Origin of the sequence: Proteus sp. G2618, assembly GCF_009915995.1 — a bacterium.
In the GTDB taxonomy this organism is placed as follows: Bacteria; Pseudomonadota; Gammaproteobacteria; order Enterobacterales; family Enterobacteriaceae; genus Proteus; species Proteus terrae.
This window is the reverse complement of record NZ_JAABNI010000016.1, coordinates 240256-267182: the sequence shown is the minus strand read 5'-3', so window position 1 is coordinate 267182 and position 26927 is coordinate 240256. Positions and strand designations below refer to the sequence as shown.

Genomic DNA, 26927 nt, shown 5'->3' with positions numbered 1-26927 from the left:
CACTTCCTAAGCCGGAACGAAAAGTTGTGTAGTAGTAGTACTGCAAAACTTTTGGCTTTGTGGTTGTGATGTTGTGTTTGCAAGTTGTCTGGAAATTCCAGACTTAGTAGCTGATGCTACTGTTTTTTTTCACTTCCTGTACATTTACCCTGTCTGTCCATAGTGATTTTATAGTGCACCGCCAAGGCGGTGCTTTTTTTATTCCCTATTTTTCTCTACTTTTTAATTACTCACACATACTGTTTTAATGTTTTCATCCATTTTTTATAATAAAGTTATCATCATTATTCTAAAAAAACTCACCACAAATTATCCAAAAAAAATTTAAACAAGAAAAAATAGAATATTAATCGGATCTCAGTGATTTTTTATTGAGTGAACTTTCACCATCTTAATCGTGTTATTATGGACTCAATGAGCCAGAACAAACGGATGCTCCTAGGTTTCCGTTATAAATAAATATAATTAACCGTATAATCTATACGCCCTATTTTTAACGACAAATCGCGAAAATTATTCGTCTACCAATACAGCCTAACTATGAACGTATTTTCACCTGATTTATTTCGACAACAATTTCCTGCTCTTAAAGAAAAAACTATTTATCTTGATAGTGCAGCGACCGCATTAAAGCCTCTCGCCATGATAGAAGCCTCAGATGCGTTTTATCGCTATAATTTTGCAACAGTTCACCGTAGCCAATATCAACATGCTAAAGAAACAACACAACAATATGAGGCGACGCGTCAACAAGTTGCCGAATTAATCAATAGTACTGATAGTGATACGATTATTTGGACAAAGGGCACCACAGAATCACTCAATTTTATTGCTCAAGGCTATTTTCGTCCGCGGTTACAGGCAGGTGATGAAATAATTGTTAGTGAGCAAGAGCATCATGCAAACCTTATACCTTGGTTGATACTGGCGGAACAGACAGGCGCACGCGTGATCCGCTGGGCAATAGAGGATAATTTTCTACCTTCTATTGATAGCTTAAATGCTTTAATCAATAAACGGACACGAATTGTCGCTGTAAGCCAAATGTCGAATGTAACAGGTGCTCAAATCGCATTAGATAAAGTGTCTCATTGTGTTCATCAATATGATAATTGCTTACTGGTTGTCGATGGTGCACAAGGTATTGTTCATCACCCAACAGATGTCACGGCACTCAATATCGACTTCTATGTTTTTTCTGCTCATAAACTTTATGGCCCTAATGGATTAGGTATTTGTTATGGTAAACGTGAGCTTTTAGAAGCGATGGCACCTTGGCATGGTGGTGGAAAAATGCTAACTAACACAACATTTGATAGCTTTACTCCAGCTCCTATCCCTCAGCGTTTTGAAGCTGGGACTCCTAATGTCGCAGGTGTTATTGCATTTTCAGCCACATTAGCATGGTTAGAAAAACAAGATATGCATCATGCTAACCAATATACTCTTGAGCTTGCAGATGAAGCAGAGAAGCGCCTCAGTGAGCTAAATGGGTTTATCAGTCACCGAGCAGCTAACTCATCGGTTGTTTCTTTCAATTTCGAAGGTGTTCATCATAGTGATTTAGCTACACTAATCGCAGAGAAAGATATTGCATTACGCACAGGGCAACACTGCGCTCAACCTCTTATTGATTCATTAAATATTTCGGGCTGTTTACGCATTTCTTTTATGCCTTATAATCAACACGCTGATATCGATGCGTTTATTAATGCCGTTAAATTTGCTCTATCACTCTTAAAAGATGAATAATTGAAATGAATAACAACACACCTCTACTTGCAACTCAGCACCCATTTGGTCATGAAATTACCTTGGCAATCTTGCTTGAAGATTTTCAAAAATCAAAAGCATGGGAAGACAAATACCGTCAATTAATTCAACTCTCGCGTAAATTACCTGCATTACCTGATGAATTAAAAACAACAGAAAAAGAGATCAAAGGCTGTGAAAATAGAGTGTGGCTTGGTGTCGAATTAAATAATAACGGCAAATACCATGTTTATGGCGATAGTGATGGTCGTATTGTAAAAGGCTTACTGACTATTATTTTAGCTACTGTTGAAAATAAAACAGCGCAAGAAATAGCTGATATCGATATGTTAGCTATTTTTGATCAATTAGGATTGGCTAATCAAATTAGCCAATCTCGCACTGACGGGGTGAATGCGATTATCGCACGATTAAAATCTCTCACCTCTCAATCATAACCTTAGCTGAGACTCAAGATCTCAAATAAGTTAATATATAACAAGTCGATACTCTAAATAATTCAAGTCACAGCTAGGCGACAAGTGCAATCAACAACGCTGTGGCCGAGTACGCTGCGCCTTCGCTAGCATCTTCTTCAACGCATGAGATACCGCAATAAAACCAAACGACGCCGTTACCATCGTTATGGCGCCAAAGCCAGCTGAACAATCCATTCTTTTTACGCCATCTGCCGTACTTTTTGCCGCGCAAACCGTACCATCACCTTGTGGGTAAACCAGTTGCTCTGTTGAAAAAACACAATCTATTCCTAGTTTTCCCTTACTATTTTTTACGACATTAAAATCAGATTTCAAACGTTCTCTTAATTTAGCCGCTAAAGGATCTTGAATTGTTTTTGCTAAATCAACCACTTGAATTTGTGTTGGATCGATTTGCCCACCAGCACCACCTGTTGTGATCACTGGAATTTTATAACGACGGCAATAAGCTAATAATGCAGCTTTTGGTCTTACACTATCAATTGCATCGATAACATAATCAAAGTTGTTATTCATCATTTCAGCGACATTATCCACCGTGACAAAATCATCAACACTAGTCACTTTGCATTCTGGATTAATTTCTAAAATACGCTGTTTCATCACTTCACATTTTGGTTGACCTACACTCTCTTTCAGCGCATGTATTTGCCGATTAGTGTTAGTCACACACACATCATCCATATCAATTAAGGTGATAGCACCAATACCACTGCGGGCTAATGCTTCAGCAGCCCAACTGCCGACGCCACCTATACCCACGACACAGATATGAGCCTGAGCAAAACAAGACAACGCTTTTTGCCCATAGAGTCGCCCTATTCCAGAAAAGCGTTGTAAATATGAATCTGATAATGAATTTTGCATAATGCGATAACAACCTAAATAACAGAAATAATCATGGCTATTAATATCAATAGCCATGTCGTTTGCATAATTTTACCGTTAATAACGAACAGATAAAGAGTAAATCGTTTTTATAACGAAGGGTTTAATGAATTAAGCTGTGATTTTTTTAATACCCAAACACGTCCATAATGATTATAAAAACCTGCCATATGACCGGCATCTTTACCAATTCCATGATAAATATCGAAATGATGCCCTTTAATTGCACCACCTACATCTAATGCCACCATTAAACGCATTTGATATTCACCTGTAAAATTACCTGCATTATCAAGTACAGGAATTTCAGCCAGTAACACCGTTCCTGCTGGAATAATGCTTCTATCTGAAGCCACTGAGGCAAGTGCAACAAGAGGGATAGCACTAGCACCTCTAACTGGTGTAAAAGGCTCTGGTTTGAAAAAAACAAATGAGGGGTTTTCTTCTAATAATTTTCTCACTTCAGCATCATTGTGCTTATCAGCCCAATCTCTAATAGCGAGCATAGACATATCTTTTCTTTCTACTTCACCATTATCAATAAGCACTTTTCCAATACTACGGTAAGGGTGCCCGTTTTTCCCTGCATAACCAAAGAAAGTTAAAGGTTTACCATCACCAAAATCAACATAACCGCTTCCCTGAACTTCCATCATAAAATTATCCATAATGGAGTTACTATAAGCTGCAATTAAAGATTGGCTTAATGCACCATTATAAATAGCAGCACGGGAAGGCAATTTTGAACGACTGTTGGCTGGCATTTTATAAAGAGGATATTGAAACTCACCTTGTGGTGTTAAACGAGCTTCAAGAACAGGAGTGTAATATCCCGTAAATTGAACATTTCCGTAATTATCAACCCCTTCCATTTGAAATGCAGAAAGATTGAACTGACGTAATTGGCGTGTATCTGCACCAGAGCGTATCCAGTTTTCGACCGCCTGATAAGTCTCTTTATTACTATTATACAAACGAGATGATGTTTGGTTTATCTGACTTACTTGTTGTAAGTAATCAGGACCATTAATGGGTGTACCTTGCGTATTTGGCGAACTTACTTCAATGAGATCTTGCTTAAGCTTTCCATCTTTATACTGTTGCCCTTGCTCTGTTGGACGATGACATCCAGTCAAGGCAAGCGCTAACATACCTAAAATTAACGATTTTCGCCAAGTAACCATTTTTGACCCGCTTAATGACTAAATTTGAGTATTGATTTTGGCTTAGAAAGATACCAAAGCAAAATCAATAAAGATATGAATATACCGATTGCTAAAGGATTTCTATTATCACCCAATCAATATGACTTTTAAACATCAAGTATATATTCTAAATACCTTGAAGTAGGACGCGTATAACTGCCTAAATTTGCACCTTGATGTGTTATTTCTGACCGTTTTTAAAAGAAAACTGTAAAAATTTCATAAAAAACTTGCAACTCGGCAGATCCTGAGTATAGTGCCCCTCTGTGGAGACGCGGGGTGGAGCAGCTTGGTAGCTCGTCGGGCTCATAACCCGAAGGTCGTCAGTTCAAATCTGGCCCCCGCAACCAATTCACAAAGTAGTAAGTTATAGTATCAGTCGCGGGATGGAGCAGCATGGTAGCTCGTCGGGCTCATAACCCGAAGGTCGTTGGTTCAAATCCAGCTCCCGCAACCAATTCTATAAACAACAATTCAGTCGCGGGATGGAGCAGCATGGTAGCTCGTCGGGCTCATAACCCGAAGGTCGTTGGTTCAAATCCAGCTCCCGCAACCAATTTCTATTCAAAAGTTCTTCTCATTCTTACTTTCCCTCTTAATTCACAAGCCTAATCGTATCAATCGTAGATTTATTACATTAAATTTCTGTTATCTCAATAACGCATTGTATTGGATAGATTTATTCTGCTAAAAATACAATAAGAGACTCCAATAGAAAGCGAGTGTTCTTGGCTTTCTATTGGAATATAAGAAAAGGGTATAGGAAGAAATTAGCTACGATCAGCTAGCGTTAATTCACCGCCATTAGCGAAATAAGCTTTGATCCCTTTGAAAATAGACTCTGCGATCTGTTGCTGGAATTTAGCGGTTTTTAGTTTTTTCTCTTCTTCAATATTACTGATAAAAGCCGTTTCTACTAAGATAGAAGGGATCTCTGGAGCTTTTAATACCGCAAAACCTGCCTGATCGACTTTATTTTTATGCAGTTTATTAATCCCACCCAACAGCTTAAGTACTTCACTACCAAATTTTAGGCTATCATTAATAGTCGCCGTTTGTACGAGGTCGAGCATTGCATGGTCTACATAGCGATCGCCACTTTTACTCACCCCACCAATTAAGTCAGACTCATTTTGTGTTTGAGCAAGATAGCGTGCTGTGTTACTAGTTGCGCCCGTTTTTGATAATGCAAAAACAGAAGAACCTCTTGCAGAGCGGTTTGTAAACGCATCAGCATGAATAGAAACGAATAAGTCTGCCTGCATTTTTCTCGCTTTAGCAACACGTACTGTCAATGGAATAAACACATCTTCATTACGTGTCATATACGCCTTCATTTTGGCGTCTTTATCGATAAGCGTTCTTAAGCGACGAGCAATTTGTAAAACTACATCTTTTTCACGCGTTTTATATTTACCAATTGCGCCTGGATCTTCACCACCATGTCCTGGGTCGATCATAATAATAATAGGTCTATCTCGCCCTGCTCTGCCCGGTTTGCGTGTATCGGTTTGTGCTGGTACAGCTTGTTGTAAATCACCGTCATTATATTCACGCAATAGCGCTAAAAGAGGATCGTCTTCAGTGTCAGCACCGTGGCTTGGGTAGAAATCTAACACCAAACGGTTTTTAAACTCAGCCACAGGTTTAAGCGTAAACATTTGCGGTTGTACAGGCGTTTTTACTTCAAATACCAGTCGTACTGTTTTAGGTGTATTTTGACCAACGCGAATAAGTTTTAAATAGGGATCGCTAGTCTGAACCTGATTAGCGACACCTCTCAGCACGCTATTAAGTTGAATACCTTCTAAATCCACCACAATACGCTCAGGGTTTGATAATGCAAACTGACGATATTTCAGTGGGGTACTGGATTCTATAGTCACGCGAGTATAAGTCGAGGCAGGCCAAACCCTCACAGCAACAATAGATGCTGTGGCAGCAAGGCCAACAGGACTAACACTTAACAATAATAACGCGCCAATTCCTTTAACAAGACGACGACGAGTTTGATTGTGCTCAGAATGACTCATGAAAATATTCCAAAAAAACGATTAACGTCAGTAAACTCTAAAAAGAGATAAAAAAAGTTAAGAACGAAAAACTTTACCCAATCCACACTTCACTGTCACTTAAAAACAGCACAATTACTCACTTTTACACGAATATTCTGCCTTCAGGGAAAACAATAAGATAGGATTTTACTTGCCATTCCTCCCCAAAAAGAATAAAAATACATTAAATACGAATAAAAATTCACTTGAGAGGGTTTTATGAAAGAGCGTAGCACCGAATTGGTCGATGGATTCCGCCACTCGGTTCCGTATATTAATGCACATAGAGGCAAAACATTTGTCATTATGCTAGGTGGTGAAGCCATTGCTCACGAAAACTTCCCATCTATCATTAATGATATTGGGTTGTTACACAGCCTAGGCATTCGTTTAGTGGTTGTTTATGGTGCTCGCCCACAAATAGATACTGCTCTTGAAGTGCAAAAGGTATCTCCGATTTATCATAAATATACGCGCATCACAGATAGCAAAACCTTAGAAATTGTTAAACAAGCTGCGGGTACATTGCAACTCGATATTACGGCTCGTTTATCAATGAGTTTAAGCAATACGCCATTACAAGGTGCGCATATTAATGTTGTTAGTGGTAACTTTGTTATCGCACAACCATTAGGGGTTGATGATGGCGTTGATTATTGTCATAGCGGTAAAATCCGTCGTATCGATGAAGAAGCTATTCATCGCCAATTAGACAGTAATGCCATTGTATTAATTGGCCCAGTTGCGGTATCTGTGACCGGTGAAAGCTTTAACCTCACTTCAGAAGAAGTAGCAACACAGCTTGCGATAAAGCTTAAAGCACAAAAAATAATTGGTTTTTGTTCATTCCAAGGTGTTGTCGATGAAGAAGGACACATTGTTTCTGAACTATTACCTAATCAAGCCGAAGATAAAATTCAAGAGCTACAAACGGAAGGTGATTACCATTCAGGTACAGTAAGATTCTTACGGGGAGCAGTTAAAGCCTGCCGTCGCGGTGTAGAGCGCAGCCACTTACTAAGTTATCAATCTGATGGTGCTCTTATTCAAGAATTATTCTCTCGTGATGGTATTGGTACTCAAATCGTCATGGAGAGTGCAGAGAAAGTTCGTAGAGCGAATATTAATGATATTGGAGGCATACTCGAACTTATACGCCCATTAGAACAACAAGGTATTTTAGTCAGGCGTTCAAGAGAGCAATTGGAAGTTGAAATTGACCAATTCACCATTATTGAGCGCGATAATATGACTATTGCATGCGCAGCACTCTATCCTTATCCATCAGAAAAAATTGGTGAAATGGCTTGTGTTGCAGTACACCCTGATTATCGTAGCTCTTGTCGTGGTGAAGTTTTACTACAGCGTATTTCAGCACATGCTAAGCAATTAGGGTTAGAAAAGCTGTTTGTTTTGACAACTCGTAGCATACACTGGTTTCAAGAAAAAGGATTTGAACCGGCTGAAATAGATAAGCTACCGATTGAAAAACAAGCACTTTATAATTACCAACGCCGTTCTAAAATTTTGATTTTAGATTTACATAAAGAGTAATTACCAAATATAAAAAAAGACAGGTATCCCTCTCAATACCTGTCTTTTATTATTTTTCATTATTAACTAATGGCTAATAACGTAATTTATCAATTAATCCACTTCGGCGCTGAATACGCGTTTGTATTGCCATTTTCACCATCAGCTCTGAGGCATAAAGAGAAAGCTTCTGTTTAGCCCGTGTTAATGCGGTATATAACAATTCACGACTAACAACAGGTGAAAATTTATCGGGCAGTACTAACGCTGTATGGGTAAACTCAGAACCTTGTGATTTATGTACTGTCATTACATACGCAGTTTCGTGTTGTGGTAACCGGCTAGGTTGGATCGCTTTCAATTTTCCATCAGGTAGTTGGAAAAAAGCTTTCATTTCACCTTCATCATTATTGAGCATAATGCCAATATCGCCATTAAACAGACCTAGCGTACTGTCATTTCGTTGGATCATAATCGGGCGTCCAATATAATCACTTTGATAACTATTTGTAGGGCGGCGGATCAATCGCTGGCGATGCAATAGCATTTCAATTCTATCATTTAAACCACTCACACCAAAAGGACCGTCTCTTCGCGCGCACAATAAACGGTATTGGTTAAATGCATTAAGAATAATATCAGGAGATGCTTTTTCAGAAACTAAAGTGAGATATTTTTGATAAGCGTTAACGGCATCTTGTATCATCAGCAAATAGCTTTCTTTGGACTCTAAAGCAATAAAGCTCACATCTTGAGGCTCTAATGCTATTTCAAGCTGTTGTGGGCTAACCTCTGCTTTTTTCAACAACGCAATGGCTGTGTTGGTTTGTCCCTTATTAACCGCAAAAGCAAGTTGCCCTATCCCTGAATCCTCACCAAAGCGGTAGCTTTTTCGTAGCAGACACAGAGAATCACTAACGACAGAAACTGGTGTTTGAGAGACAGGAATGATACCGCTAGATTTAGCCAACTCACCTTGGGTTAAGTGATTAATCTGATCAAATCTCTTTTGACTAAAACCATCTTCAGAAAAACGGCAAATATCACCTAATACAGCGCCTGCTTCAACAGAAGCAAGTTGGTCTTTATCACCTAAGAAAATAACGTGACATTTTGGTGGAAGTGCATCAATCAATCGCGCCATCATAGGTAAATCAACCATTGATGCTTCATCAACAACTAAAATATCAAGCTGTAATGGATTATCTTTATGGTAACGCACTTGCTGGCTTTCAGGTTGAGCGCCTAATAAACGATGAATAGTTTGTGCCTGCTTTGGCATCCACTTATTTTCTTCTTCGCTTAAATTAAGTTGTGCCAAAGCGTTACCTAAAGATTCCGTTAATCTCGCTGCAGCTTTACCTGTAGGAGCCGCTAATTGAATAATCGGCTTTTCATTCGATGTGAGCATCACAAAAGCCGCTAAAATTTTAGCAACTGTTGTAGTTTTCCCTGTTCCAGGCCCTCCAGAAATAATAGAGATAGGGCTTGTGATAGCAACACTCGCAGCCACTTTTTGCCAATTTGTTTCTTGGCTTTCTTTCGTTGTTGGAAAAAGTTGGTCGAGTACTTTAATTAATTCATTCTCATCAATATCAACAATGGCATGCTCTTGCCTAAAAAACTGAGCTACTTTCTCTTCATAGCTCCACATTCTTTGTAGATAAAGAAGTTCATTATCTAAAATAATGGGGGAAGGTGAATCATCACTACTTTGATTAACACAATGACAATGAGTCAATTCCTCTACTATTTTTTTAGCAGAAGGCTTACCCATTTTTTGCCAAATTTCTTGTGCAAACTCCTTTTGTCTACCATCAAACAGTTGATCTTTTTGAATAATACTCAATGGTAAACAAACATGACCAGCTCCAGTTTGAGCACTTAAATAAGCAAATACAAACAGTAAAATAGGGTTTTCATCTTCCACCAGCATTTGTGCAAATCGAAGATCTAAAGGCCGTAATAAATTTTGTGTAATCGCTTGTTCTAATAGTTTGATCATTTTTATTTCTCACTGACTACATCGAGTTTGCTACTTTTACCTGCAAATAGTGAATCTAGCGCCAAAACAAAAGCTTCATCGGGTAAATAGGCATAAACTCCATTTCCGGGATGTGCTTTGTCTATACCACGTAAGAAGAGATAATAAATCCCACCAAAGTGGCTTTGGTAATCATAATCAGGGATGCGCTGTTGTAAAAAACGATGTAACGCTAAGGTATAGAGTTGATATTGCAAGTCGTAGCGATGATCCATCATTGCATTCATCATCGCTTCTTGTGTGTAATCCTCACTCGATTCACCTAGCCAGTTCGATTTATAATCCACAACATAATATTTACCCTCCCAAGAAAAGACTAAGTCAATAAAGCCTTTAAGCATTCCTTCTACTTGTTGAAATTGCAAAGCCGGGCAACGTTTTGATAGAGGATCAAACTGGCTAATTAATTGAGTCAATTGGGCTGATGATACCTCTTTCTCAATAGGTAAATAGAATTGTAATTCATCAAGTTGTTGTGATTTTGGGATATCAGCGAGACACAATCCTTGGGTATTAAGAGGTGTATGAAACAGAGTTTCCATCCATGAAACTAAAAGAGGAGCCCACTTTTCATCAAAACCTTGGGCAGTCAATTGTCCTTGCATCCACAGTTCATCAATAGGCTGTGAAAAATCTAATACTTCCAGCAAACTGTGTAAGAACGTTCCTGCTACTGCACCACGAGGGAAATGATGAATCGAATTTTCATCAACCTCTCCTTGTTGCTTCTCACCTTTAGCATCTGTATCAAGCCCCGGTGCGATAGATTGCACTAAAGCCTCAATATCACCTAAGTCAAAATGATAACTACGATTTGAATGTTGATAGGTTAACCCTGAATAGCTCGTTATACGCCAGTTATCATGGATCTGGCGTTTAAATATTGCAGCCTCAAGTTTTGTGTCAGCCATTAATTGAGGCTGATAACGATGTGCAGACATAATATCAAGCGTTGTTACACTAATATTATCATCTAATAAAGCATGGATTGATTGATGCAATAATTCACTATTACCCTCTTCGCCTTGCTGCAATAAATACCCTAAAGCATTTTTATGCAAATCGGTAAGGCCTGACTTACGTTTAGTCCCCTTAACAAGAGGAGCAACACCAACATAACAGCAGAATTTTGATCGTGTTAATGCTACATAAAGTAAGCGTAAATCTTCAGCTAAGCGTTCTTCATCCGCTAAGCGCAAACTTTCAGGTCGGCTAAAAATATCTAATTTTGCGTAAAACTTCTCTCTATCATGATAAAGCGCCCCTTTCTGTTCTTGATAATTACAAGCAAAAGGTAAGCAAACAATAGGATATTCAAGGCCTTTAGATTTATGGATAGTACAAATTCGCACAAGGTTTCGGTCGCTTTCCAAACGCATTTGTTGGCTTTCAGACTGCGCATCGGGATGAGAAATTTGTTGTGCTAACCAACGAATAAGGGCGTGTTCACTATCAAGTTGTAATGATGTTTCTTGTAATAATTCACCAATATGCATGATATCTGTAAGCCGACGCTCACCATCAATACTTGCGAGTAAATTTTCTGCAATTTGATTATCCATCATGATCTTACGCAACATTGGTAAAACGCCGCGCTTTTGCCATAGTATATAATAATCAGCAAATTTCTCTACATAGCTATTCCAGCGTGCCTCACTGCAATTCAGATCATCAATTTGCTTTGCGCTAAAACCAAATAATCGACTGGCTAAAGATGCCCTTAAAACACGTTCTTTCTCCGGTGTTACAACTGCTTGTAATAACCAAAGTAGATCTTTAGCTTCATTGGTTTCAAATACACTTTCACGATTGGATAAAAACACCGATTGTATTGAAAGCAAATTCAGTGCGTCACGAATAAGTACTGCTTCTCTACGGCTACGCACTAACACCATAATATCAGCAGATGTAACCGATTTTTTTGTACCTTGTTCAATCAGCCAAGCCTGTTGTTGATCCCCTGCTGATAACCAATCACGAATTTGTGCAGCACATTGTGCTGCCATGATTTGCTCGTAATTTCCTGTAGAAACACTTTCACCTTCAGCAAGCCAAAAATTAAAAGGAGGAATCGGTTTATCATGGTAAATAAAAGCCATGTCTTGGTTTTTTTCAGCCGAGCTTACTTCAATAAAAGGGATATGCTCAAATAAAAATGGGGCATTGGAACGCATAAAAAGCTTGTTAACAGCATTCACCATACCCGGTGCAGAGCGCCAGTTAGTGTTTAATGTGTAGTGATGAGATGTCTGCTTTCTAGCTTGAATATAAGTAAAAATATCTGCGCCACGGAAAGCATAAATTGCCTGTTTGGGATCACCAATAAACAACAAACCGCTGTTTTCATGCTCACCATAAATCGCATCAAAAATACGATATTGTTGGGGATCTGTATCTTGGAATTCATCAATCATTGCAACTGGATAGCGTTCACGAATGGCTTGCACTAAAGCTTCACCACCTTCACGTTTCAATGCGCTATCTAAACGTGTTAATAAATCATCGAACCCCATTTCGCCACGACGCATTTTTTCATTTTCAATACCTTGGCGTATTTCAGGGATCGCGTTGACCAAAATAACATCACGCAAAGTCAGGCTCTGCTTTGTTAATCGTTCAATTTCAACAAAAAGAATATGCTCTGGTGCTGGACCTTTAGTGGCCTTCTCATTCAATGTTTCTTGAGAAAAACGAATTAAACAATCAGGTAATTGATAGCTTTTCGTTTCTAGTGTTGACGCCCACAAAGTGATTTCTTCAATCCATTTAGGTAAAAAACGACTGCTGTAACTACGTTTATCAACACCTGAAGCGGTTATCCATGCTTCAACTTCATGATGATGTTCATTCCAACGAGTTTTAACGTTATTAATTGCTTCGATAACCGCTTGATGGCGCTCTTTTACTGATTCATTTTCGCTATCTAATGCCACACCTTCGATTTCAGGCATTTCACCTTGCAAATAAGGCTGTATTTCATAAAGCAGTTGTTCCGGGCCAGACCAAATCTGGCTTACTGCATTAGCAACATCATAAGAAAGTGGATAACAATGGCGACGCCAGAAGTCAGCACATACCCGTTTTTTGAGCTCATATTCATCTTGGATCAAGACTTGTTCAAACAAGACTCCTGATTCGAATGCATTGTTCGCCAACATACGCTGACAAAAGCCATGAATAGTGTAAATAGCCGCTTCATCCATTTGGCGTTCAGCTTCTAGCAACCACTGCGCAGCTAGCTCTTTATTAGGGATCTGTTTGAGTAACTCGAGGTACGTATTATCACTACTTTCAACATCATGACGGATACAGGCAAGTCTTAGTTCATGGATATTTTTACGAATACGTGCTCGTAATTCATCTGTCGCCGCATCCGTAAATGTCACAACTAAAATCTCTTCAACACTGAGAGGGCGATAGAATGCTGACTCTCCGCCTAATCCAAGAAGCAACCGTAAATACAACAACCCTATTGTATAAGTTTTTCCTGTTCCCGCGGACGCCTCAATAAGGCGTCTTTGGTATAGAGGAAGTGTATACGGGTTTAATGGCTGTGCCTGTATCACGTCACTCACTCTTTAATTTCCTCAACAGGTAAAGTTTTTTGTAATTCACTTACTGTGGTGTAACGTTTCCATTGCTTATTTTCTGCATAATCAGCATCTGTGCCATCTTTACCAATAACTTGAGAGACGAAAATAAATCCATTAGGTTTTATAATTGCTTTTTCATAAAATTCAATAGCTTGTTTTAATGTAACCTTATTAAGTTCAGCTAAGAATTTTTCACGGCCATCATATTTTAAATTATTACGATGGAAGTCATTTCGATAAAGAGAAACTTCTTCATAGAATGTTTGAGGTGGCTGTTTAACTTCGGTAATAATCGCTTGTTTATACTGATTAAAATCAGCTTCGTTCATTTTTTTCAAACGTTCGTAAGCTTGCTGATAAAATGCGTTATAGCGTTCATTCAAGTAGACAGGTGGTTTTGCATTACTTTGTAGTAAAAAGCCGATACCTGATTGCTCACCCATAGTGCCTTGATAAGCAAATACAGCGTAACCTAGTTGCTCTTCTGTTCTTAATTGATCATAGAACCAAGGTTTGATAACTGAGGCTAGCACTGAAGAAATGGCCTGACCTTCAAGACGACTATAACCTGTTGGGATATAAAGCTCACCTAATGCGTTATCGGTGCTCTTCGATTTATTTTGGAATTCAACCGCATCTAATTTATTGAATACTAATGTTTCACCGATCCAATATTCTGTGCCTTGATTACCTAATAATTCGTGTGCAGATTTAGCAATATCACGGCTTTGCTCTGGCGTTAAATTACCAATAATCAGTGCCTGAAGTGCCGCATTTTTAATGACTTCATGGCGATTATCAATAATATCTTGTAGTGTAATTGACTCTAATGCTTTGATTTTATCAGCTTCTTCATAGTACGGGATCGTATTTAATCGGCGAGCCGGCAGCATAGCTGCTTCAAATGCTTTTAAGTTATGAGTCACTTCAAGTTGTTCGCGATACCAAGATTTAGCCTGATCTAGCTCTTCTTGAGTTGATTCAAAGCTCATATAGCTTTTTAGTGTTGCATTAACTAATTCTGGTAAATGTTGTGTATATCCATTTATTGAAAAATCAATACCTTGTCCTGATGAGGATGAGATATTCATTCCGGCAACAGAAGCTTGATAAGATAATTCACTTAATGCTAAACCAGCAAGATAGTCAGTTAAGGTTTGTGTCACTTGCTGCTTAACGGTAATGTCTGATTTCTTATTCACTAAACTTAATGTCACACTAGCTTTAGGCTCATCAGAAAAATAATGTGATGGCATATAAAATAAGCGAGCGCTTTTATCTTGCCACAGCAATTGTGGTTTGATGATTTTGCTGTCCGCATCAATCAGTGAAAGGTTATCAGGGATGTAAGGGTTAAGTGCTGGCAGTGATAATGAAATATCATCCGATAATGTTTGCCATGTTTTTAATTGCTTATCTGTGATTTTATCCACCTGATAAGGTGCATTAACAAAATAGGCTTGTTTGTTGGAAGGTTCATTAGGACTTATCACCCAAATACGAGCCTTCTCTGGTGTAAGAGAGTCAAGACGAGAAAGGATCGCTGAAGGTTCATAATTATCAGCAATATAGTCTGCATTTAAGATATTTTTGATTGGATAGCGTAGCATCATATCCGAAATACCTTCTATGTAATTCATATCTCTTACAATAGAGCCATAACGGAATGAGAGATTTAATACATTCGCAATTTCATCAAAGTAACGCTGACTGATACCTTCGGTTTGAATTAAACGAATATACGAAAAGATAGCAGAAATCACTTTGTCTTTTTGCGCTAATCCTTTATCTGTCAACGCGACATAAATCGTAAATGAGCCTTGGTTACGATCGATATAAGGCTCTGAAGAGGCACTAATACTTTCAGCCAAGCCTTGATCTTGTAACCACGTTGCCAATGTTCCCGCGCTACGATTACCGATTAAATAGCCAATATATTCATCAGATTTACTACGAAAATCGGCGACATTATTATCAATACCAAATTCAATCTGTAAGGTTTTTTGTGGTAAAGCAGGTACAAGATGGATCATTAACCCTTTTTCTTTATCCGTCATAGCAGGTACTGTCGTGACAGGTACGTCAGCCTTTTTATTCGGGATCCGAGCAAAAGTCTCTGCGGCTAATTTAGATAATTCATCAAGTGATTTATTACTATAAATAACACCATTCATTAAATTGCCAGAATAGTGTGTTTGATAGAATTTAATCAATTCATCTTGAAGCTTACTATTTGGTTTATCACTTAATGTCTCTAGATTCCCCCCCATAAAACGAGAACTTGGATGCGCTGGGTTTAAAGTTTCTGCTCTGACTTGCCAAAAACGCATGCCATCGCGTGCGCGCGCCATTGTTAATTCAGCATTAACTGCATTACGTTCACGATCTGCATTTTTAGGATCAAGTAAAGGTTCAGCTAAAGCATCAGCAAGGCGATCAACCGCTTCATTAATGGCACTATTTTCTACTTCTAAATAGAATGCAGTGCGGTAAGTCGTTGTACTCGCATTATGAGAACCGCCATTCTTTTGTAAGAATTCAGACATACTGCCTGACTGAGGATATTTCACCGACCCCATTAGCACCATATGTTCTAAATAGTGCGCAAGACCTTGCTGACTATCTGGATCTTCTAATGCTCCGACAGGTAATGCAACAGCCGTTAATGATTTAACTGCTTTTTCATCAGAAACCAGTAAGACAGTCATTTCATTAGGTAGTTTAATCGCTTGATATTGGCGTGGATCACTCTCACTTTTTTCAATACTATCAGGTAATACTTGCCAGAGAGGATCAGTAGCAAAGCTATTGATACTCACTAGCATCAATAGCAACATGATCCATAGTTGCGAGAAGTATTTTCTCATCTGATATGAGCTCCCTTATTTTTTCAAAAATGGAATTATTGGTTTAAATATTGTTAATGCCGTCTGTTTGACCGTTTGTAAAAAAAGTTCATCTAATTGAGAAAAAGCACGCTGAACATACATGTCACTCATTTCACCATCTCGATTATAGCTACCCGTTAAATGTTGCATCAGCACTAATTCTGCTTTTTCAAGTGTCTCTTCATCATCAAGTAAAAACTCTTGTGATTTTTTATCATAGCAAGCTTGCAACCAAGCCCAGCCACTTTTCGCAAATAACGCTAATGGGCTGTTTAACCCTTGTTTATAGTCACTGATTAACTTGTCTAATGTCGCATAGGCAAACTCAGGATCAACCGGTAATAAACACCATTGAGTCTCTTTTCTACCGTAAAACCGACTCTCGCCAGTCCCCTCTTTCAAGCAATAAACTAGGTGCTCAATCCAAAGTTGCAATAAGTCATTAGCTGTTAAGCTGGCAGGTCGCCAACGTAATAAACCATCAGCTTGTACCTCATTTAAACGACCAATCAATGGTATTGCACTAAAACTTTGCTCTAATGTGACAGAATGTGTGGCTAATCGTTCACTTCTTATCTTTTCAGCTAAAGGAAGTAATTCTTCTATTTGTTGCTCCCAATAGATTTGACCAAATGCACTCGCAGGAAGTTGTCCTGCTGCTTTAATACGCTCAAACAATACTTCTGTTGAGGTTTGATCAATCAATGCTTTTAATAACCATTGATTCAATAGATAACGTTGAAGCGCATTGATCACAAACGGCTCTTCTTCGGGTAATTCTGTTTCTTCAATAACGAAATTTGTTTTTAATCTTTGTTGGAAAAAAGCTCGAATAGGATGACGATAAAAACGTGCCAGTGCATCAACAGAAACTTTATCTATTGTGTCATCATCATTAAGTGGTTCGATAAAACTTTGATGAACCTCCCCTTGCCCACTAGCAGCAGGCAGCCATTCAGAGGCATAAGAACGAAAGGAAGCATCTATACGGAAATTTTCTTGAGCAAAAGGAACACGGCTATGTTGTGTTAATAAATGCTGGTTTACACGAGTCGCACTGTCATCAACATTGAGTTCACCATCCTCTGGTAAACGGAAATTTTGCCCAATATAATCTTGTAATTCTTTGATTAAAACTGATGGATTACATTCTCGATCGTCACGTATCGATTTTCCGATATAACTGATATAAAGATATTTTTCAGCTGAGATAAGCGCTTCGAGGAATAAATAACGGTCATCATCACGACGTTTTCTATCACCGCGACGGCGTTTTTCCGCCATTAAATCAAACCCTAATGGCTGAATATTACGAGGATAAATACCATCGTTCATGCCTAATAAACACACCGCTTTAAAGGGAATCGAGCGCATAGGCATTAATGTACAAAAATTAATACTACCGGCTAAAAAACGCTGACTGATTTTTTCATCATCAAACCGTACTGTTAATTCATCACGAATAAGCACTAGCGGAATTTCATTTTGATATTGCGCTTTCAATCCGTTTTCAATCACTTTTTGCCATTGTTGGATAATAAGCGCTAACACTAACTCCGTTTCTTCATCAGACTCAAAAAAGGCATCAACTAATTGTTGTCCAACTTCTAACCATGCTTCTAATGAACGAGTTTCATTCAAACGTGTACGCCAATCACTTAATGTATAAAGAAAATCAGCGAGATGACCTGCAAGTTCAGCGACTAATCCACTGGATTCATCGTAAGGAAGAACGCCTTTCCAAGGACCATTTTCACTTTCCATCGCATAGCCAAGCAACATGCGCAGTAAGCCAAACTCCCATGTATTTTTACCTGTAATGGGTAATAAGAATGAAGCCACATTCTCATCATCTAACCCCCAGCGTATGCCTGACTCATCCACCCATCGGCGTAGCAGTTTTAATTCACTTTCAAAAATAGAAAAATGCCCAGCTAACGCGGGCACTTCAAGTAAGGCTAACACTTGCTCTGCTGTAAAACGACTTTGAGGAAGTTCTAATAGCGTAATAAAAGCTTGTAATACGGGGTGTGCTTGACGTGCTTTTCTATCTGAAATAGCAAAAGGAAGATAACGTTCTGAAGGCGCATTACCAAATACAGCTTGAATATAAGGTGTATAGCTATCGATATCCGCAACCATCACAATAATATCACGCGGTAGTAATTCAGGATCTTGCTCTAACAAATGCAGTAATTGATCTTGTAACACTTCCACTTCGCGCTGTGGACTATGGCTAGCATGAAAAGTCAGTGAATGATCATCTGGCGAAATCACACGTTTATCTTCACTACATTCATAAGTTGCAAGTGTTGTACCCAATTGCGAAAAATCTTCTAAATCAAGGATATCTGCTTGCAATTGATGAAGTAAATTATCTCTTGGGATCTCAACAAACGCATCCAACACATCGGTATATTCAAGTTCAGAGAGGAAATAAAGATTATCTTTGCCTAATTTTCCCCATGATGCTAATAGCGGATTACCGATATTTTGCTCGCCTTCGTCATTAAATAACGAAGAAGCATTTTTTTCATCTTTAAACCAAGACGATTCATGTAATTGTTTATAATGGCGTGGTTTTCTACTATTAAGACGAGCGAGAAATTTAGGATCTTGAATATCTCCCCAATAATAGCGGCAAGGATTAGTGAAAAGTAAAAAAATCTCTGTATGACGTCCTATCGCTTGCAACGCCTGCAAGTAAACTTGAGGTAATGCTGAAATTCCACAAATAAAAATACGAGGAGGAAAACAGTGCTGAAGCTCCCCTTCATCTGCGTTATTTAATGTAGAGATAAATTGTTGATAAAGATTAGAACGATGCCATTGAGGCTGATTAAGGTCTTTTGTGTATTGCTGTAATGCTACCCACAATATTTTTTGCCAGCGTTGGTTTTCGCTCAATCCTTCTATTAATTCATCATTTTCCCACGACATTAGCCAATCCGAACGGTAAACCAAATATTGGTCAAATAAGTCAGCCACACGCCCAGCTAATTGATGAAGTTTACGTTTATCTTCATCATCATCAAGATAATGCAGTAAGGGTTTAAATTCCTCATAAGTTAAAAATTCAGGAAGCAAGGCCATTAATTTCCATGTCATGGCATCTTTAGAAAAAGCACTTTCTTTAGGTATACCTGATAATACCCGAGTAAACATTTCCCAAATAAAGGTTGCTGGTAATGGGTAACGGATATTAGCAGCAATACCCAAGCTTTCGGCAAGCTGGATTTGTAACCACTGAGACATTCCGGGGCTTTGTACAAGGATCACTTCTTGTTCAAAAGGAGAGGAAAGTGGTCTGGTCTGCATAAAGTGCACCATAAGTGACTTTAGTAATGACAATTGATTTGAGTGATATATATGAAACATCAGATCCTCATTTTATTAATAGCATGACCAGTAATACAGCTTTAGTGTGGGTAATACATGATTGGCAACATAACCTTCTATTTGCTGACAACCTTCAGACTGTAAAAGTGAGCGTGTCATTATTTTTCGGTTAGAAGCAAAATAGTCAGGTGATATTTCAGACATTTGTTCAAATAAAACAAAAAGCTCCTGCCCTGCCTGCTGAATTTGGATTAACCGCTGAAAGTCAGCTTTTAATGATTGACTATACCCTATAATAGCGACAAAACTAATATTAAAAAACAGTAGTATAAACATTGTATTAAGTAAAATAGAGCCTCTTTCTGATTTATTTTGGATGTTATCTATAACACACACTCCTTATGCACTAATGGGCAATAATCTAGCCATCCTTTTGGATGTGCAACAATAGATTTATTTTTGTCCTTCGAAAAATCAACCCATTGATAATGATATATTTTATAACTCTTTAAGCTTTCTGCTTGTCCTTGTAATAAGCCCTTTTCCAAAGAGAGCAAAAATAAACAGCTTTTTATTTTAGGATTTGCATGAAAATGACGGCATTGCCATTTATTTAACTGTGACGACGAAATTTCCCAATTCAGCTTTATTCCCCACACCAATGCGGATTCAGCAAATAAAAAAGCTTGTCGTGCTTGTAGCTCTTGCATCACTATTTGTTGAGACTGTCTGTAATAATAAGCAAAACTTCCAAGTGCCGATAAACTCATAACAATAAACCCTATAACGACAAGTAAACTTGCAAATCCTTGCTCACTTTTATTGTGAATTGAATCAAGACTCATAACGTGGTCACATTCCTTAACCGAATGTTATTCTTATAATGTGACTTCACAGCAGGAGATTGTTTTAAATGAAATTTTAAAGAAACTGAAAGATAAAAAAGTCGTTTATCTTTAATAAGATGTTGCCTTGAATAAGGGCGTAAAATAAACTCCGTCACTTCAATCTCATGACTTTCAAAAAATCGTTGCCACCCTGAAGAAGTACAATCTTGTACTCCTCTTAATTGCTCCAATTGCCCATTTTTAAGCCGATAACCAAAATAATCACTCTCTTTTGAAGAATGTACATCCCATCGACCATTGCTGTTTACGTCATAAGCGAAAATAATGCAGGAGTTTTTTTCTTGATAAGAATACTGACCTATTTTTAATGGTGAAGTGTGAAACTTCCTTGACTGCAATGAATGGGTACAATCACCGTAGCAATACCCAGTGCGCCTTAGTTGTGTTTCTAGTACCAATAACCGTTCTCTTAAAAAAATATCTAACTGGTATTGTTGGTAACAATGGATCAAAGTGTTCATTATTTGGGGGTAAGCTCGACTAATACAAAGAAATAGAACCCCACTAATTGCTATGGCAAAAAGACATTCCATCAGCATCATGCCAGATGAAAATGAAAATATTGATCGCTTTAACATGGCGAAAATACCTTAATTGTCTGGCTACATACTCTTATTCTGCCTAAAGATGAAATAACAACTTTCACTTCACCTTCTGAACTTTGAAGCACAAAACTCATTGGTCTTAAGGTTTGACGGATACCCCCAAACGTAAAATTTGAGACTGTTGATTGTTTAAGTTGAATACCTGGCGCTAATTGAAAAATCGTTTGTTTTTCAGGCAAATGTCGCAAAGGAAAAGGAATAGCAACAACTTGATTACTGGGCGACAAATGAAGTGATATTTTAATCTTTATATTAAACAGTAGCGCTTGTTGTCGCTGATAAGAAAGAAAGGCTATGGTTTCTCGCACACTATGTATCAATTGACGTTGATGGGTAAATTGCTGATAGGTCGTAATTGATAAATAACTCAAAATCGAGGTAATCATCATGACAATAAGCATTTCAAGCAGGCTTATCCCAAATTCGTTCTCTTGTTCAAGTTTTCTATTTAGGCTTATTTCCATGTCACTGTTCATTTTGTTCTCCTTTAGAGCCTGCGATGAGGATGCAGCTAAACCTTTGTAAGGTAAACAAAAGAAAGTCTTTTTTTAGAACAATGACGCAGTAACAATATTTTCAGAACAAACACAAAAAAATAGTCATCAATGATAATTGATGACTAGCATTAATTTATTGAATTTAAAATTAATAATAGAAATAAAAAGCCCCTGTTTATCACTAAACAGAGGCTTTAAATACAAAAGAAAAATTAAACCGTAAATGGATATTTTATCGCTTCATGGCATTGATAGCCTTCAACGATAAAATCGTCCGTTGTTACCCATGTTTCGATATCTTCCAACGTTTTGATTTTTGGATTGATATGTAATGTTGGTAACGGCAATGGCTCTCTTTTTAGTTGTACATCTCGCATCAGTGGTAATTGATTTTCATAGATATGTGCATTGATTATCTTATGAAATGCTTTACCCGGCTTATGCCCTGTAATTTGAGCCACCAGCGCTAATAATACAAAGCACTGTATTTGGTTGAAATTTAAACCTAATGGCACATCGCAGCTACGTTGATAAGAGGTTAAATAAAGCGTATCACCCACTAATGAAAATGTGTGTGTATGCATACAAGGACGCAAACAACCTAGCTCAGTTTCACCTGGATTATAGAACGTTACGATTTCGCCACGATCATCTATACCTTTAGAGAGGTCATCTACCACTTTACGTAGTTGGTCAAAATGGGAACCATCTGGACGTTGCCATTGGCGTCCTTGAACACCATAAACACGGCCCATATCGTCTTCACCTTTGCGATGAGGGTTATTTAGCCATGCCCCATTTTCATTAGCGTTTGCATTCCATGTATTGCAACCAATTTCACGAAATTGTGCTGCGTTGTCGTAACCGCGTAAATACCCTAACAACTCTGCAATTGCAGCTTTATAGAAACTTTTACGTGTCGTTATCAGTGGAAATTGGTTATTTGCAACATCATATTCCAGATCAGCATTAATCACCGTTAAACAACGGGTTCCTGTCCGTTTATTATCAATCCATTGCCCTTCATCGATAATGCGTTGACACAATGCCAGATACTGCTTCATGTTGTCTCTCTTGTAATTAGCTAATAGTAAAAAATTTATCTCACACTATTTGTGAGCAGGTGTTGGGTTTTGTGGTGTCTTTTTATCTTGACGATAAGCCCATACCATAAAAATAATACCCAATAAAATCATTGGAATTGAAAGTATTTGTCCCATACTCACACCACCAAATAATCCTAGTTGTGCGTCTGGTTGGCGGAAGAATTCAACAATAATACGGAATGCACCATAACCAATAAGGAACAAGCCTGACACACTACCTACTGGGCGACTTTTGCGTACAAAGATATTCAGAATAATAAATAACACCACACCTTCTAACAGCATTTCATAAAGCTGTGATGGGTGACGAGGTAAAACCCCATATTCTTGAATGATTGGCAGTAGTGTTGCTGGATCTTGGGCAACAAGTTGGAGATCTGCAGAACGGGAGGTTGGGAATAAGAAAGCCCAAGGCGTATCAAGTGTAACGCGCCCCCATAATTCACCATTAATAAAGTTACCAATGCGGCCTAACCCTAAACCAAATGGAATTAATGGTGCAACAAAGTCTGCCACTTGGAAGAATTTACGTTTAGTACGTTTAGCAAACCAAATCATGGCACAAATTACCCCAATTAAACCACCATGGAACGACATACCGCCATCCCATACTTTAAAGAGGTAAAGAGGATCATTTAAAAAGACAGGTAGGTTATAGAATAAAACATAACCTAAACGACCACCGATAAACACCCCCACAAAACCGACATAAAGTAATGTTTCAACTTCATTTTTAGTCCAACCACTATTCGGTTTTGCAGCTCGACGGTTTGCAAGCCATAAGGCAAAAACAAACCCAACTAAATACATCATACCGTACCAATGTAATGACACTGGCCCGATAGAGAACATAACGGGATCAATCTCTGGAAATTTAAGGTAGCTTATACTCATTATTCCCTACTTCACTTAATTAATAATTTCTGTGCTGGTCATTTATTACCAACATAGAAAAGGCTTATACGGAGGCCTACTAGATACCTCCGCGAATTAATCCACCTAATCCTTGCCGTTCCATAAATTCAGAAGACAATTTTTTGATTTCTGTTGCCGTTTCAGCTTGCAACACCTGTTGCATAAAGGGCTGTAACATCACAGGATCAAGATGGCGCAATAAGTATTTTACCCTAGGTAAACTACGACCACTCATGCTTAACTGCCTAAAACCGAGCCCTATTAACAGCAATGCCCCGATTGGTGTACCCGCCATTTCACCACAAACACTCACTGGCAACTGATAATATTGGCATTGTGTTGCAATTAAATTCAGTGAACGCAATAACGCAGGATGCAAATTATCATAGAGTAATGCTACATGGGTATTATTACGATCGACTGCAAGTAAGTATTGAGTCAAATCGTTTGTTCCAATAGAGATAAAATCAACCCGATTGGCTAATTGTGACAACATAAACACCAATGAAGGTACTTCAAGCATAATACCTAGCGGAGGTGCAACACATTCACATTTTAGCTCTCGACTCACTTCATCACATGCTCGTAGCAGCAATGTTCTTGCTTCGTCAATTTCATCAATACTTGCCACCATCGGCAACAATATTTTCAAATTTTTAAATTCAAGGTTTGCTTTTAGCATTGCACGTAGCTGAATAAGGAAAATTTCAGGTTGATCGAGCAATATTCTTATTCCTCTCCAACCTAAGCAAGGATTTTCCTCATTAATTGGCATATAAGGAAGTTGCTTATCAGCACCAATATCTAAAGCACGCAAGACAACGGGTTTATCAGGAAAAAAAGAGAGGATCTCACGATAGCGATTTTTCTGTTCATCTTCTGAAGGAAAACCACTTTGTAGCATAAAAGGGATTTCTGTTCGATATAAACCAACGCCATCGATTCCTACACTAATGCGTTGTTCATACTTTATATTTAATCCTGCATTCAGCTGAACGCTAACGGCCTCGCCATTTTTTAAAACTGCTTGCTGTTCAAGCTGCTCTTCTGCAATTTGGCTTAATACACTCTCTTCATCAATAATTTGTTTATATTCCTGAGTAATAAAAGGTTCGGGCTCGATAAAAATCTCACCACGATAACCATCAAGAATAAGCATTCGATTATGTAAAAGCTCAGGCTGAATATCCGCCCCCATAATTGCGGGTATACCCATTGCTCTAACAAGAATGGCAGAATGCGAGTGAGTTGCGCCATCTCGAACAATTACACCAGCAAGCTGTTGCTCTGGCAGCTCTGCCAATAAACTTGCACTTAATTCATCAGCCACCAAAATAAAACGTTCTGGCCAAATATTGGTTGAGCTTAGATCATCATCTAAATGAAATAATAACCGACGTCCTAATGCTTTAAGATCAGAAGCTCTCTCTCGCATATAACCATCTTTCAGGCTAGAGAACTGGGCTGCAACTTTCTCAACCACCACTTTGACAGCCCATTCCGCAACATATCCTTGTGTAATGATTGCGGTCATTTTATGTTTGAGCTGAGGATCGTTAAGTAAATGCGAGTAGAGATCAAAAATGGCGGCACTCTCTTTTTGTGCATTCGCCATAAAGCGCTTACTAAAACGACGACATTCTGCGGTAGCATCTTCTAAAGCCACCATAAGTCGATTTAATTCGGCTTTTATATCAAGAGCACTGGCTTTAAAAACATTTTCAAGGACAGGTTGAGAGACTTCTTGCCAACCATAAGCCATGACCACGCCACTAGAAACTGAAAGTGCTTTAATACGACTTTGACGATATTGTCCAAAAAGCCCTTTAGTTTGTACTTGCGATAATGTGGCGCCAAGCTGTGTCGCCAGCGTCACCATAAAAGATTCTTCGCTCTCATTAAATAAGCGACGCTCTTTTTGCTGAACGACTAATACACCAAGGAGTTGGCGACGATAAACGATAGGAACGCCAAGGAAAGCACGGAGATCGTCTTCTTTAACTTGAGGAAGGTATTTAAAGCTAGGATGTTCACGAATATCAGCGAGGTTGATAAGCTCTGAAAGACGCCCCACTTCACCAACAACGCCTTCATCAAATGAAAGGCTAACGGCTCGCCCTCTAGGTTTTTTTAATCCTTTGGTCGCCATAAGATAAAAACAACTACGTTGTTTATCAGCAAGATAAATAGAACACACATCCGTGTGCATTGCCTGACACGTTTCCTTGACTAAGAGTTCAAGCGCTTCTGGAAGCCCTGCTGCCATAGCCACTTTTTCTACAATTTCTCGCAAACGTGTCAGCATAGTGTTATCTAATACCTTTTACGCCGATATCCATACGATGAACGCGGTAAAGACACTTGTTCTTGCAATGGCATGACTACTGGTGCGAACTCTTTCATGACACGTCGATAAACATCGCGTTTAAAAGAGACGACTTGTCGAACAGGATACCAATAACTCACCCAACGCCAGCCATCAAATTCTGGCGTTTTGCTTTGTTGAACATTAATGTCTTTATCATTACTTGTTAACTGCAAAAGGAACCAACGCTGTTTTTGTCCAATACAAACAGGTTTTGTGTCCCAACGCACCAAACGCTTAGGTAACTTGTAACGTAACCAGTTACGCGTGGAGGCAAGAATTTTGACATCCTTGCGACTTAACCCAACTTCTTCGAACAACTCTCGGTACATTGCCTGCTCTGGCGATTCTCCAGGGTTAATTCCTCCTTGAGGAAACTGCCAAGAATGTTGCCCATAGCGACGAGCCCAAAGCACTTGCCCTTGCCGATTACAAATTACAATCCCTACATTCGGGCGGTAGCCATCATCATCGATCACTAGACTACCTCAATAACCAAATTTGAAAGATAACTCATTGTTTCATACTACCCACAAACGGTAAACCTCTATCAACAGACTTTGCACAACGCGCGTATTTATCTACAATGGGAAAATCTCAACGGGGTGCCTTTCTATTTCTAGGCTGAGAAAAACTCGTGGAACCTGATCCAGCTAATACTGGCGTAGGGATTTGAGTCAGGATGTTGCAATATTTATTGATTTGCCATCCTCACTCCTCAGATCCTACCTGACT

The 26927-nt window shown here is 38.6% G+C and carries 18 protein-coding genes, 3 tRNA genes and 1 riboswitch; of the genes, 6 read left to right on the top strand and 15 right to left on the bottom strand.

Annotated features, from left to right (window positions below):
- The first annotated feature begins 540 nt into the window (after positions 1 to 540).
- Both csdA and csdE read left to right on the top strand, forming a co-directional pair.
- Positions 541 to 1752: a cysteine desulfurase CsdA gene (gene csdA, locus GWJ01_RS09495; RefSeq protein ID WP_109402026.1), complete on the top strand. Its 1212-nt coding sequence runs from the start codon at positions 541 to 543 to the stop codon at positions 1750 to 1752.
- Between the two features lie 5 nt (positions 1753 to 1757).
- Complete coding sequence (gene csdE, locus GWJ01_RS09490) at positions 1758 to 2210, top strand: cysteine desulfurase sulfur acceptor subunit CsdE (protein ID WP_109394069.1); 453 nt, start codon at positions 1758 to 1760, stop codon at positions 2208 to 2210.
- Positions 2211 to 2300: 90 nt separating this feature from the next.
- Here the strand turns inward: csdE and tcdA are convergent, their stop codons facing one another.
- Together tcdA and mltA are read right to left on the bottom strand one after the other, a co-directional pair.
- Positions 2301 to 3119 carry a tRNA cyclic N6-threonylcarbamoyladenosine(37) synthase TcdA gene (gene tcdA, locus GWJ01_RS09485; protein ID WP_161711023.1) on the bottom strand — a complete coding sequence of 273 codons (819 nt, stop codon included), beginning with the start codon at positions 3117 to 3119 and terminating at the stop codon, positions 2301 to 2303.
- A 110-nt stretch (positions 3120 to 3229) separates the two neighbouring features.
- Positions 3230 to 4324 carry a murein transglycosylase A gene (gene mltA, locus GWJ01_RS09480; RefSeq protein ID WP_098941995.1) on the bottom strand — a complete coding sequence of 365 codons (1095 nt, stop codon included), beginning with the start codon at positions 4322 to 4324 and terminating at the stop codon, positions 3230 to 3232.
- 294 nt (positions 4325 to 4618) lie between these two features.
- Between mltA and GWJ01_RS09475 the strand changes: the two genes are divergently transcribed.
- The 3 genes from GWJ01_RS09475 to GWJ01_RS09465 all read left to right on the top strand — a co-directional run bounded on the left by GWJ01_RS09475 (position 4619) and on the right by GWJ01_RS09465 (position 4901).
- Positions 4619 to 4695, top strand: a tRNA-Met gene (locus GWJ01_RS09475).
- A gap of 30 nt (positions 4696 to 4725) precedes the next feature.
- Positions 4726 to 4802 (top strand) — tRNA-Met (locus tag GWJ01_RS09470).
- A gap of 22 nt (positions 4803 to 4824) precedes the next feature.
- Positions 4825 to 4901, top strand: a tRNA-Met gene (locus GWJ01_RS09465).
- Between the two features lie 214 nt (positions 4902 to 5115).
- On the opposite strand, the gene amiC is transcribed toward GWJ01_RS09465, so the two are convergent.
- Complete coding sequence (gene amiC / locus GWJ01_RS09460) at positions 5116 to 6378, bottom strand: N-acetylmuramoyl-L-alanine amidase AmiC (protein ID WP_109394070.1); 1263 nt, start codon at positions 6376 to 6378, stop codon at positions 5116 to 5118.
- A gap of 240 nt (positions 6379 to 6618) precedes the next feature.
- On the opposite strand from amiC, the gene argA reads away from it, so the two are divergent.
- Positions 6619 to 7953, top strand: a complete 1335-nt coding sequence (gene argA / locus GWJ01_RS09455; RefSeq protein ID WP_109394071.1) for an amino-acid N-acetyltransferase — start codon at positions 6619 to 6621, stop codon at positions 7951 to 7953.
- Positions 7954 to 8026: 73 nt separating this feature from the next.
- Here the strand turns inward: argA and recD are convergent, their stop codons facing one another.
- The 12 genes from recD to rppH all read right to left on the bottom strand — a co-directional run bounded on the left by recD (position 8027) and on the right by rppH (position 26671).
- A complete protein-coding gene (recD, locus tag GWJ01_RS09450; RefSeq protein WP_109402027.1) occupies positions 8027 to 9937 on the bottom strand; it encodes an exodeoxyribonuclease V subunit alpha in 1911 nt (636 codons plus the stop codon).
- Between the two features lie 2 nt (positions 9938 to 9939).
- Entirely contained in the window at positions 9940 to 13551 is a 3612-nt protein-coding gene (gene recB / locus GWJ01_RS09445) for an exodeoxyribonuclease V subunit beta (protein WP_109402028.1), read from the bottom strand.
- Positions 13548 to 16436 (bottom strand): pitrilysin, encoded by a 2889-nt coding sequence (ptrA, locus tag GWJ01_RS09440; protein ID WP_109402029.1) that lies wholly within the window; start codon positions 16434 to 16436, stop codon positions 13548 to 13550. The genes recB and ptrA overlap by 4 nt, the downstream gene beginning before the upstream one ends.
- A 15-nt stretch (positions 16437 to 16451) precedes the next feature.
- Entirely contained in the window at positions 16452 to 19835 is a 3384-nt protein-coding gene (gene recC / locus GWJ01_RS09435) for an exodeoxyribonuclease V subunit gamma (protein WP_161711011.1), read from the bottom strand.
- Between the two features lie 15 nt (positions 19836 to 19850).
- Positions 19851 to 20192 (bottom strand): hypothetical protein, encoded by a 342-nt coding sequence (locus GWJ01_RS09430; RefSeq protein ID WP_234566361.1) that lies wholly within the window; start codon positions 20190 to 20192, stop codon positions 19851 to 19853.
- Positions 20180 to 20641, bottom strand: a complete 462-nt coding sequence (locus GWJ01_RS09425; RefSeq protein ID WP_109394076.1) for a DUF2509 family protein — start codon at positions 20639 to 20641, stop codon at positions 20180 to 20182. The genes GWJ01_RS09430 and GWJ01_RS09425 overlap by 13 nt, the downstream gene beginning before the upstream one ends.
- Positions 20638 to 21282 carry a prepilin peptidase-dependent protein gene (locus GWJ01_RS09420; RefSeq protein WP_109394077.1) on the bottom strand — a complete coding sequence of 215 codons (645 nt, stop codon included), beginning with the start codon at positions 21280 to 21282 and terminating at the stop codon, positions 20638 to 20640. Before GWJ01_RS09420 ends, GWJ01_RS09425 begins: the two co-directional genes overlap by 4 nt.
- Positions 21276 to 21785 carry a potassium:proton antiporter gene (locus tag GWJ01_RS09415; protein ID WP_227003147.1) on the bottom strand — a complete coding sequence of 170 codons (510 nt, stop codon included), beginning with the start codon at positions 21783 to 21785 and terminating at the stop codon, positions 21276 to 21278. The genes GWJ01_RS09420 and GWJ01_RS09415 overlap by 7 nt, the downstream gene beginning before the upstream one ends.
- Before the next feature lie 233 nt (positions 21786 to 22018).
- Positions 22019 to 22870, bottom strand: a complete 852-nt coding sequence (locus GWJ01_RS09410; protein ID WP_109402032.1) for a thymidylate synthase — start codon at positions 22868 to 22870, stop codon at positions 22019 to 22021.
- 45 nt (positions 22871 to 22915) lie between these two features.
- A complete protein-coding gene (gene lgt / locus GWJ01_RS09405) occupies positions 22916 to 23806 on the bottom strand; it encodes a prolipoprotein diacylglyceryl transferase (protein WP_109394079.1) in 891 nt (296 codons plus the stop codon).
- 79 nt (positions 23807 to 23885) lie between these two features.
- Positions 23886 to 26132, bottom strand: coding sequence for a phosphoenolpyruvate--protein phosphotransferase (gene ptsP / locus GWJ01_RS09400; protein WP_161711010.1), 2247 nt, complete (start codon positions 26130 to 26132; stop codon positions 23886 to 23888).
- An 8-nt stretch (positions 26133 to 26140) separates the two neighbouring features.
- Positions 26141 to 26671, bottom strand: a complete 531-nt coding sequence (rppH, locus tag GWJ01_RS09395) for an RNA pyrophosphohydrolase (RefSeq protein WP_109394081.1) — start codon at positions 26669 to 26671, stop codon at positions 26141 to 26143.
- Between the two features lie 112 nt (positions 26672 to 26783).
- Positions 26784 to 26881, top strand: a riboswitch (TPP riboswitch).
- The last annotated feature ends 46 nt before the right edge of the window (positions 26882 to 26927 follow it).

Bases quoted from the DNA above. Each gene is read 5' to 3' on its own strand.
- csdA (WP_109402026.1), top strand. From the start codon at position 541: ATGAACGTATTTTCACCTGATTTATTTCGACAACAATTTCCTGCTCTT.
- csdE (WP_109394069.1), top strand. From the start codon at position 1,758: ATGAATAACAACACACCTCTACTTGCAACTCAGCACCCATTTGGTCAT.
- tcdA (WP_161711023.1), bottom strand. From the start codon at position 3,119: ATGCAAAATTCATTATCAGATTCATATTTACAACGCTTTTCTGGAATA.
- mltA (WP_098941995.1), bottom strand. From the start codon at position 4,324: ATGGTTACTTGGCGAAAATCGTTAATTTTAGGTATGTTAGCGCTTGCC.
- amiC (WP_109394070.1), bottom strand. From the start codon at position 6,378: ATGAGTCATTCTGAGCACAATCAAACTCGTCGTCGTCTTGTTAAAGGA.
- argA (WP_109394071.1), top strand. From the start codon at position 6,619: ATGAAAGAGCGTAGCACCGAATTGGTCGATGGATTCCGCCACTCGGTT.
- recD (WP_109402027.1), bottom strand. From the start codon at position 9,937: ATGATCAAACTATTAGAACAAGCGATTACACAAAATTTATTACGGCCT.
- ptrA (WP_109402029.1), bottom strand. From the start codon at position 16,436: ATGAGAAAATACTTCTCGCAACTATGGATCATGTTGCTATTGATGCTA.
- recC (WP_161711011.1), bottom strand. From the start codon at position 19,835: ATGTTTCATATATATCACTCAAATCAATTGTCATTACTAAAGTCACTT.
- GWJ01_RS09425 (WP_109394076.1), bottom strand. From the start codon at position 20,641: ATGAGTCTTGATTCAATTCACAATAAAAGTGAGCAAGGATTTGCAAGT.
- GWJ01_RS09420 (WP_109394077.1), bottom strand. From the start codon at position 21,282: ATGTTAAAGCGATCAATATTTTCATTTTCATCTGGCATGATGCTGATG.
- GWJ01_RS09415 (WP_227003147.1), bottom strand. From the start codon at position 21,785: ATGAACAGTGACATGGAAATAAGCCTAAATAGAAAACTTGAACAAGAG.
- GWJ01_RS09410 (WP_109402032.1), bottom strand. From the start codon at position 22,870: ATGAAGCAGTATCTGGCATTGTGTCAACGCATTATCGATGAAGGGCAA.
- lgt (WP_109394079.1), bottom strand. From the start codon at position 23,806: ATGAGTATAAGCTACCTTAAATTTCCAGAGATTGATCCCGTTATGTTC.
- ptsP (WP_161711010.1), bottom strand. From the start codon at position 26,132: ATGCTGACACGTTTGCGAGAAATTGTAGAAAAAGTGGCTATGGCAGCA.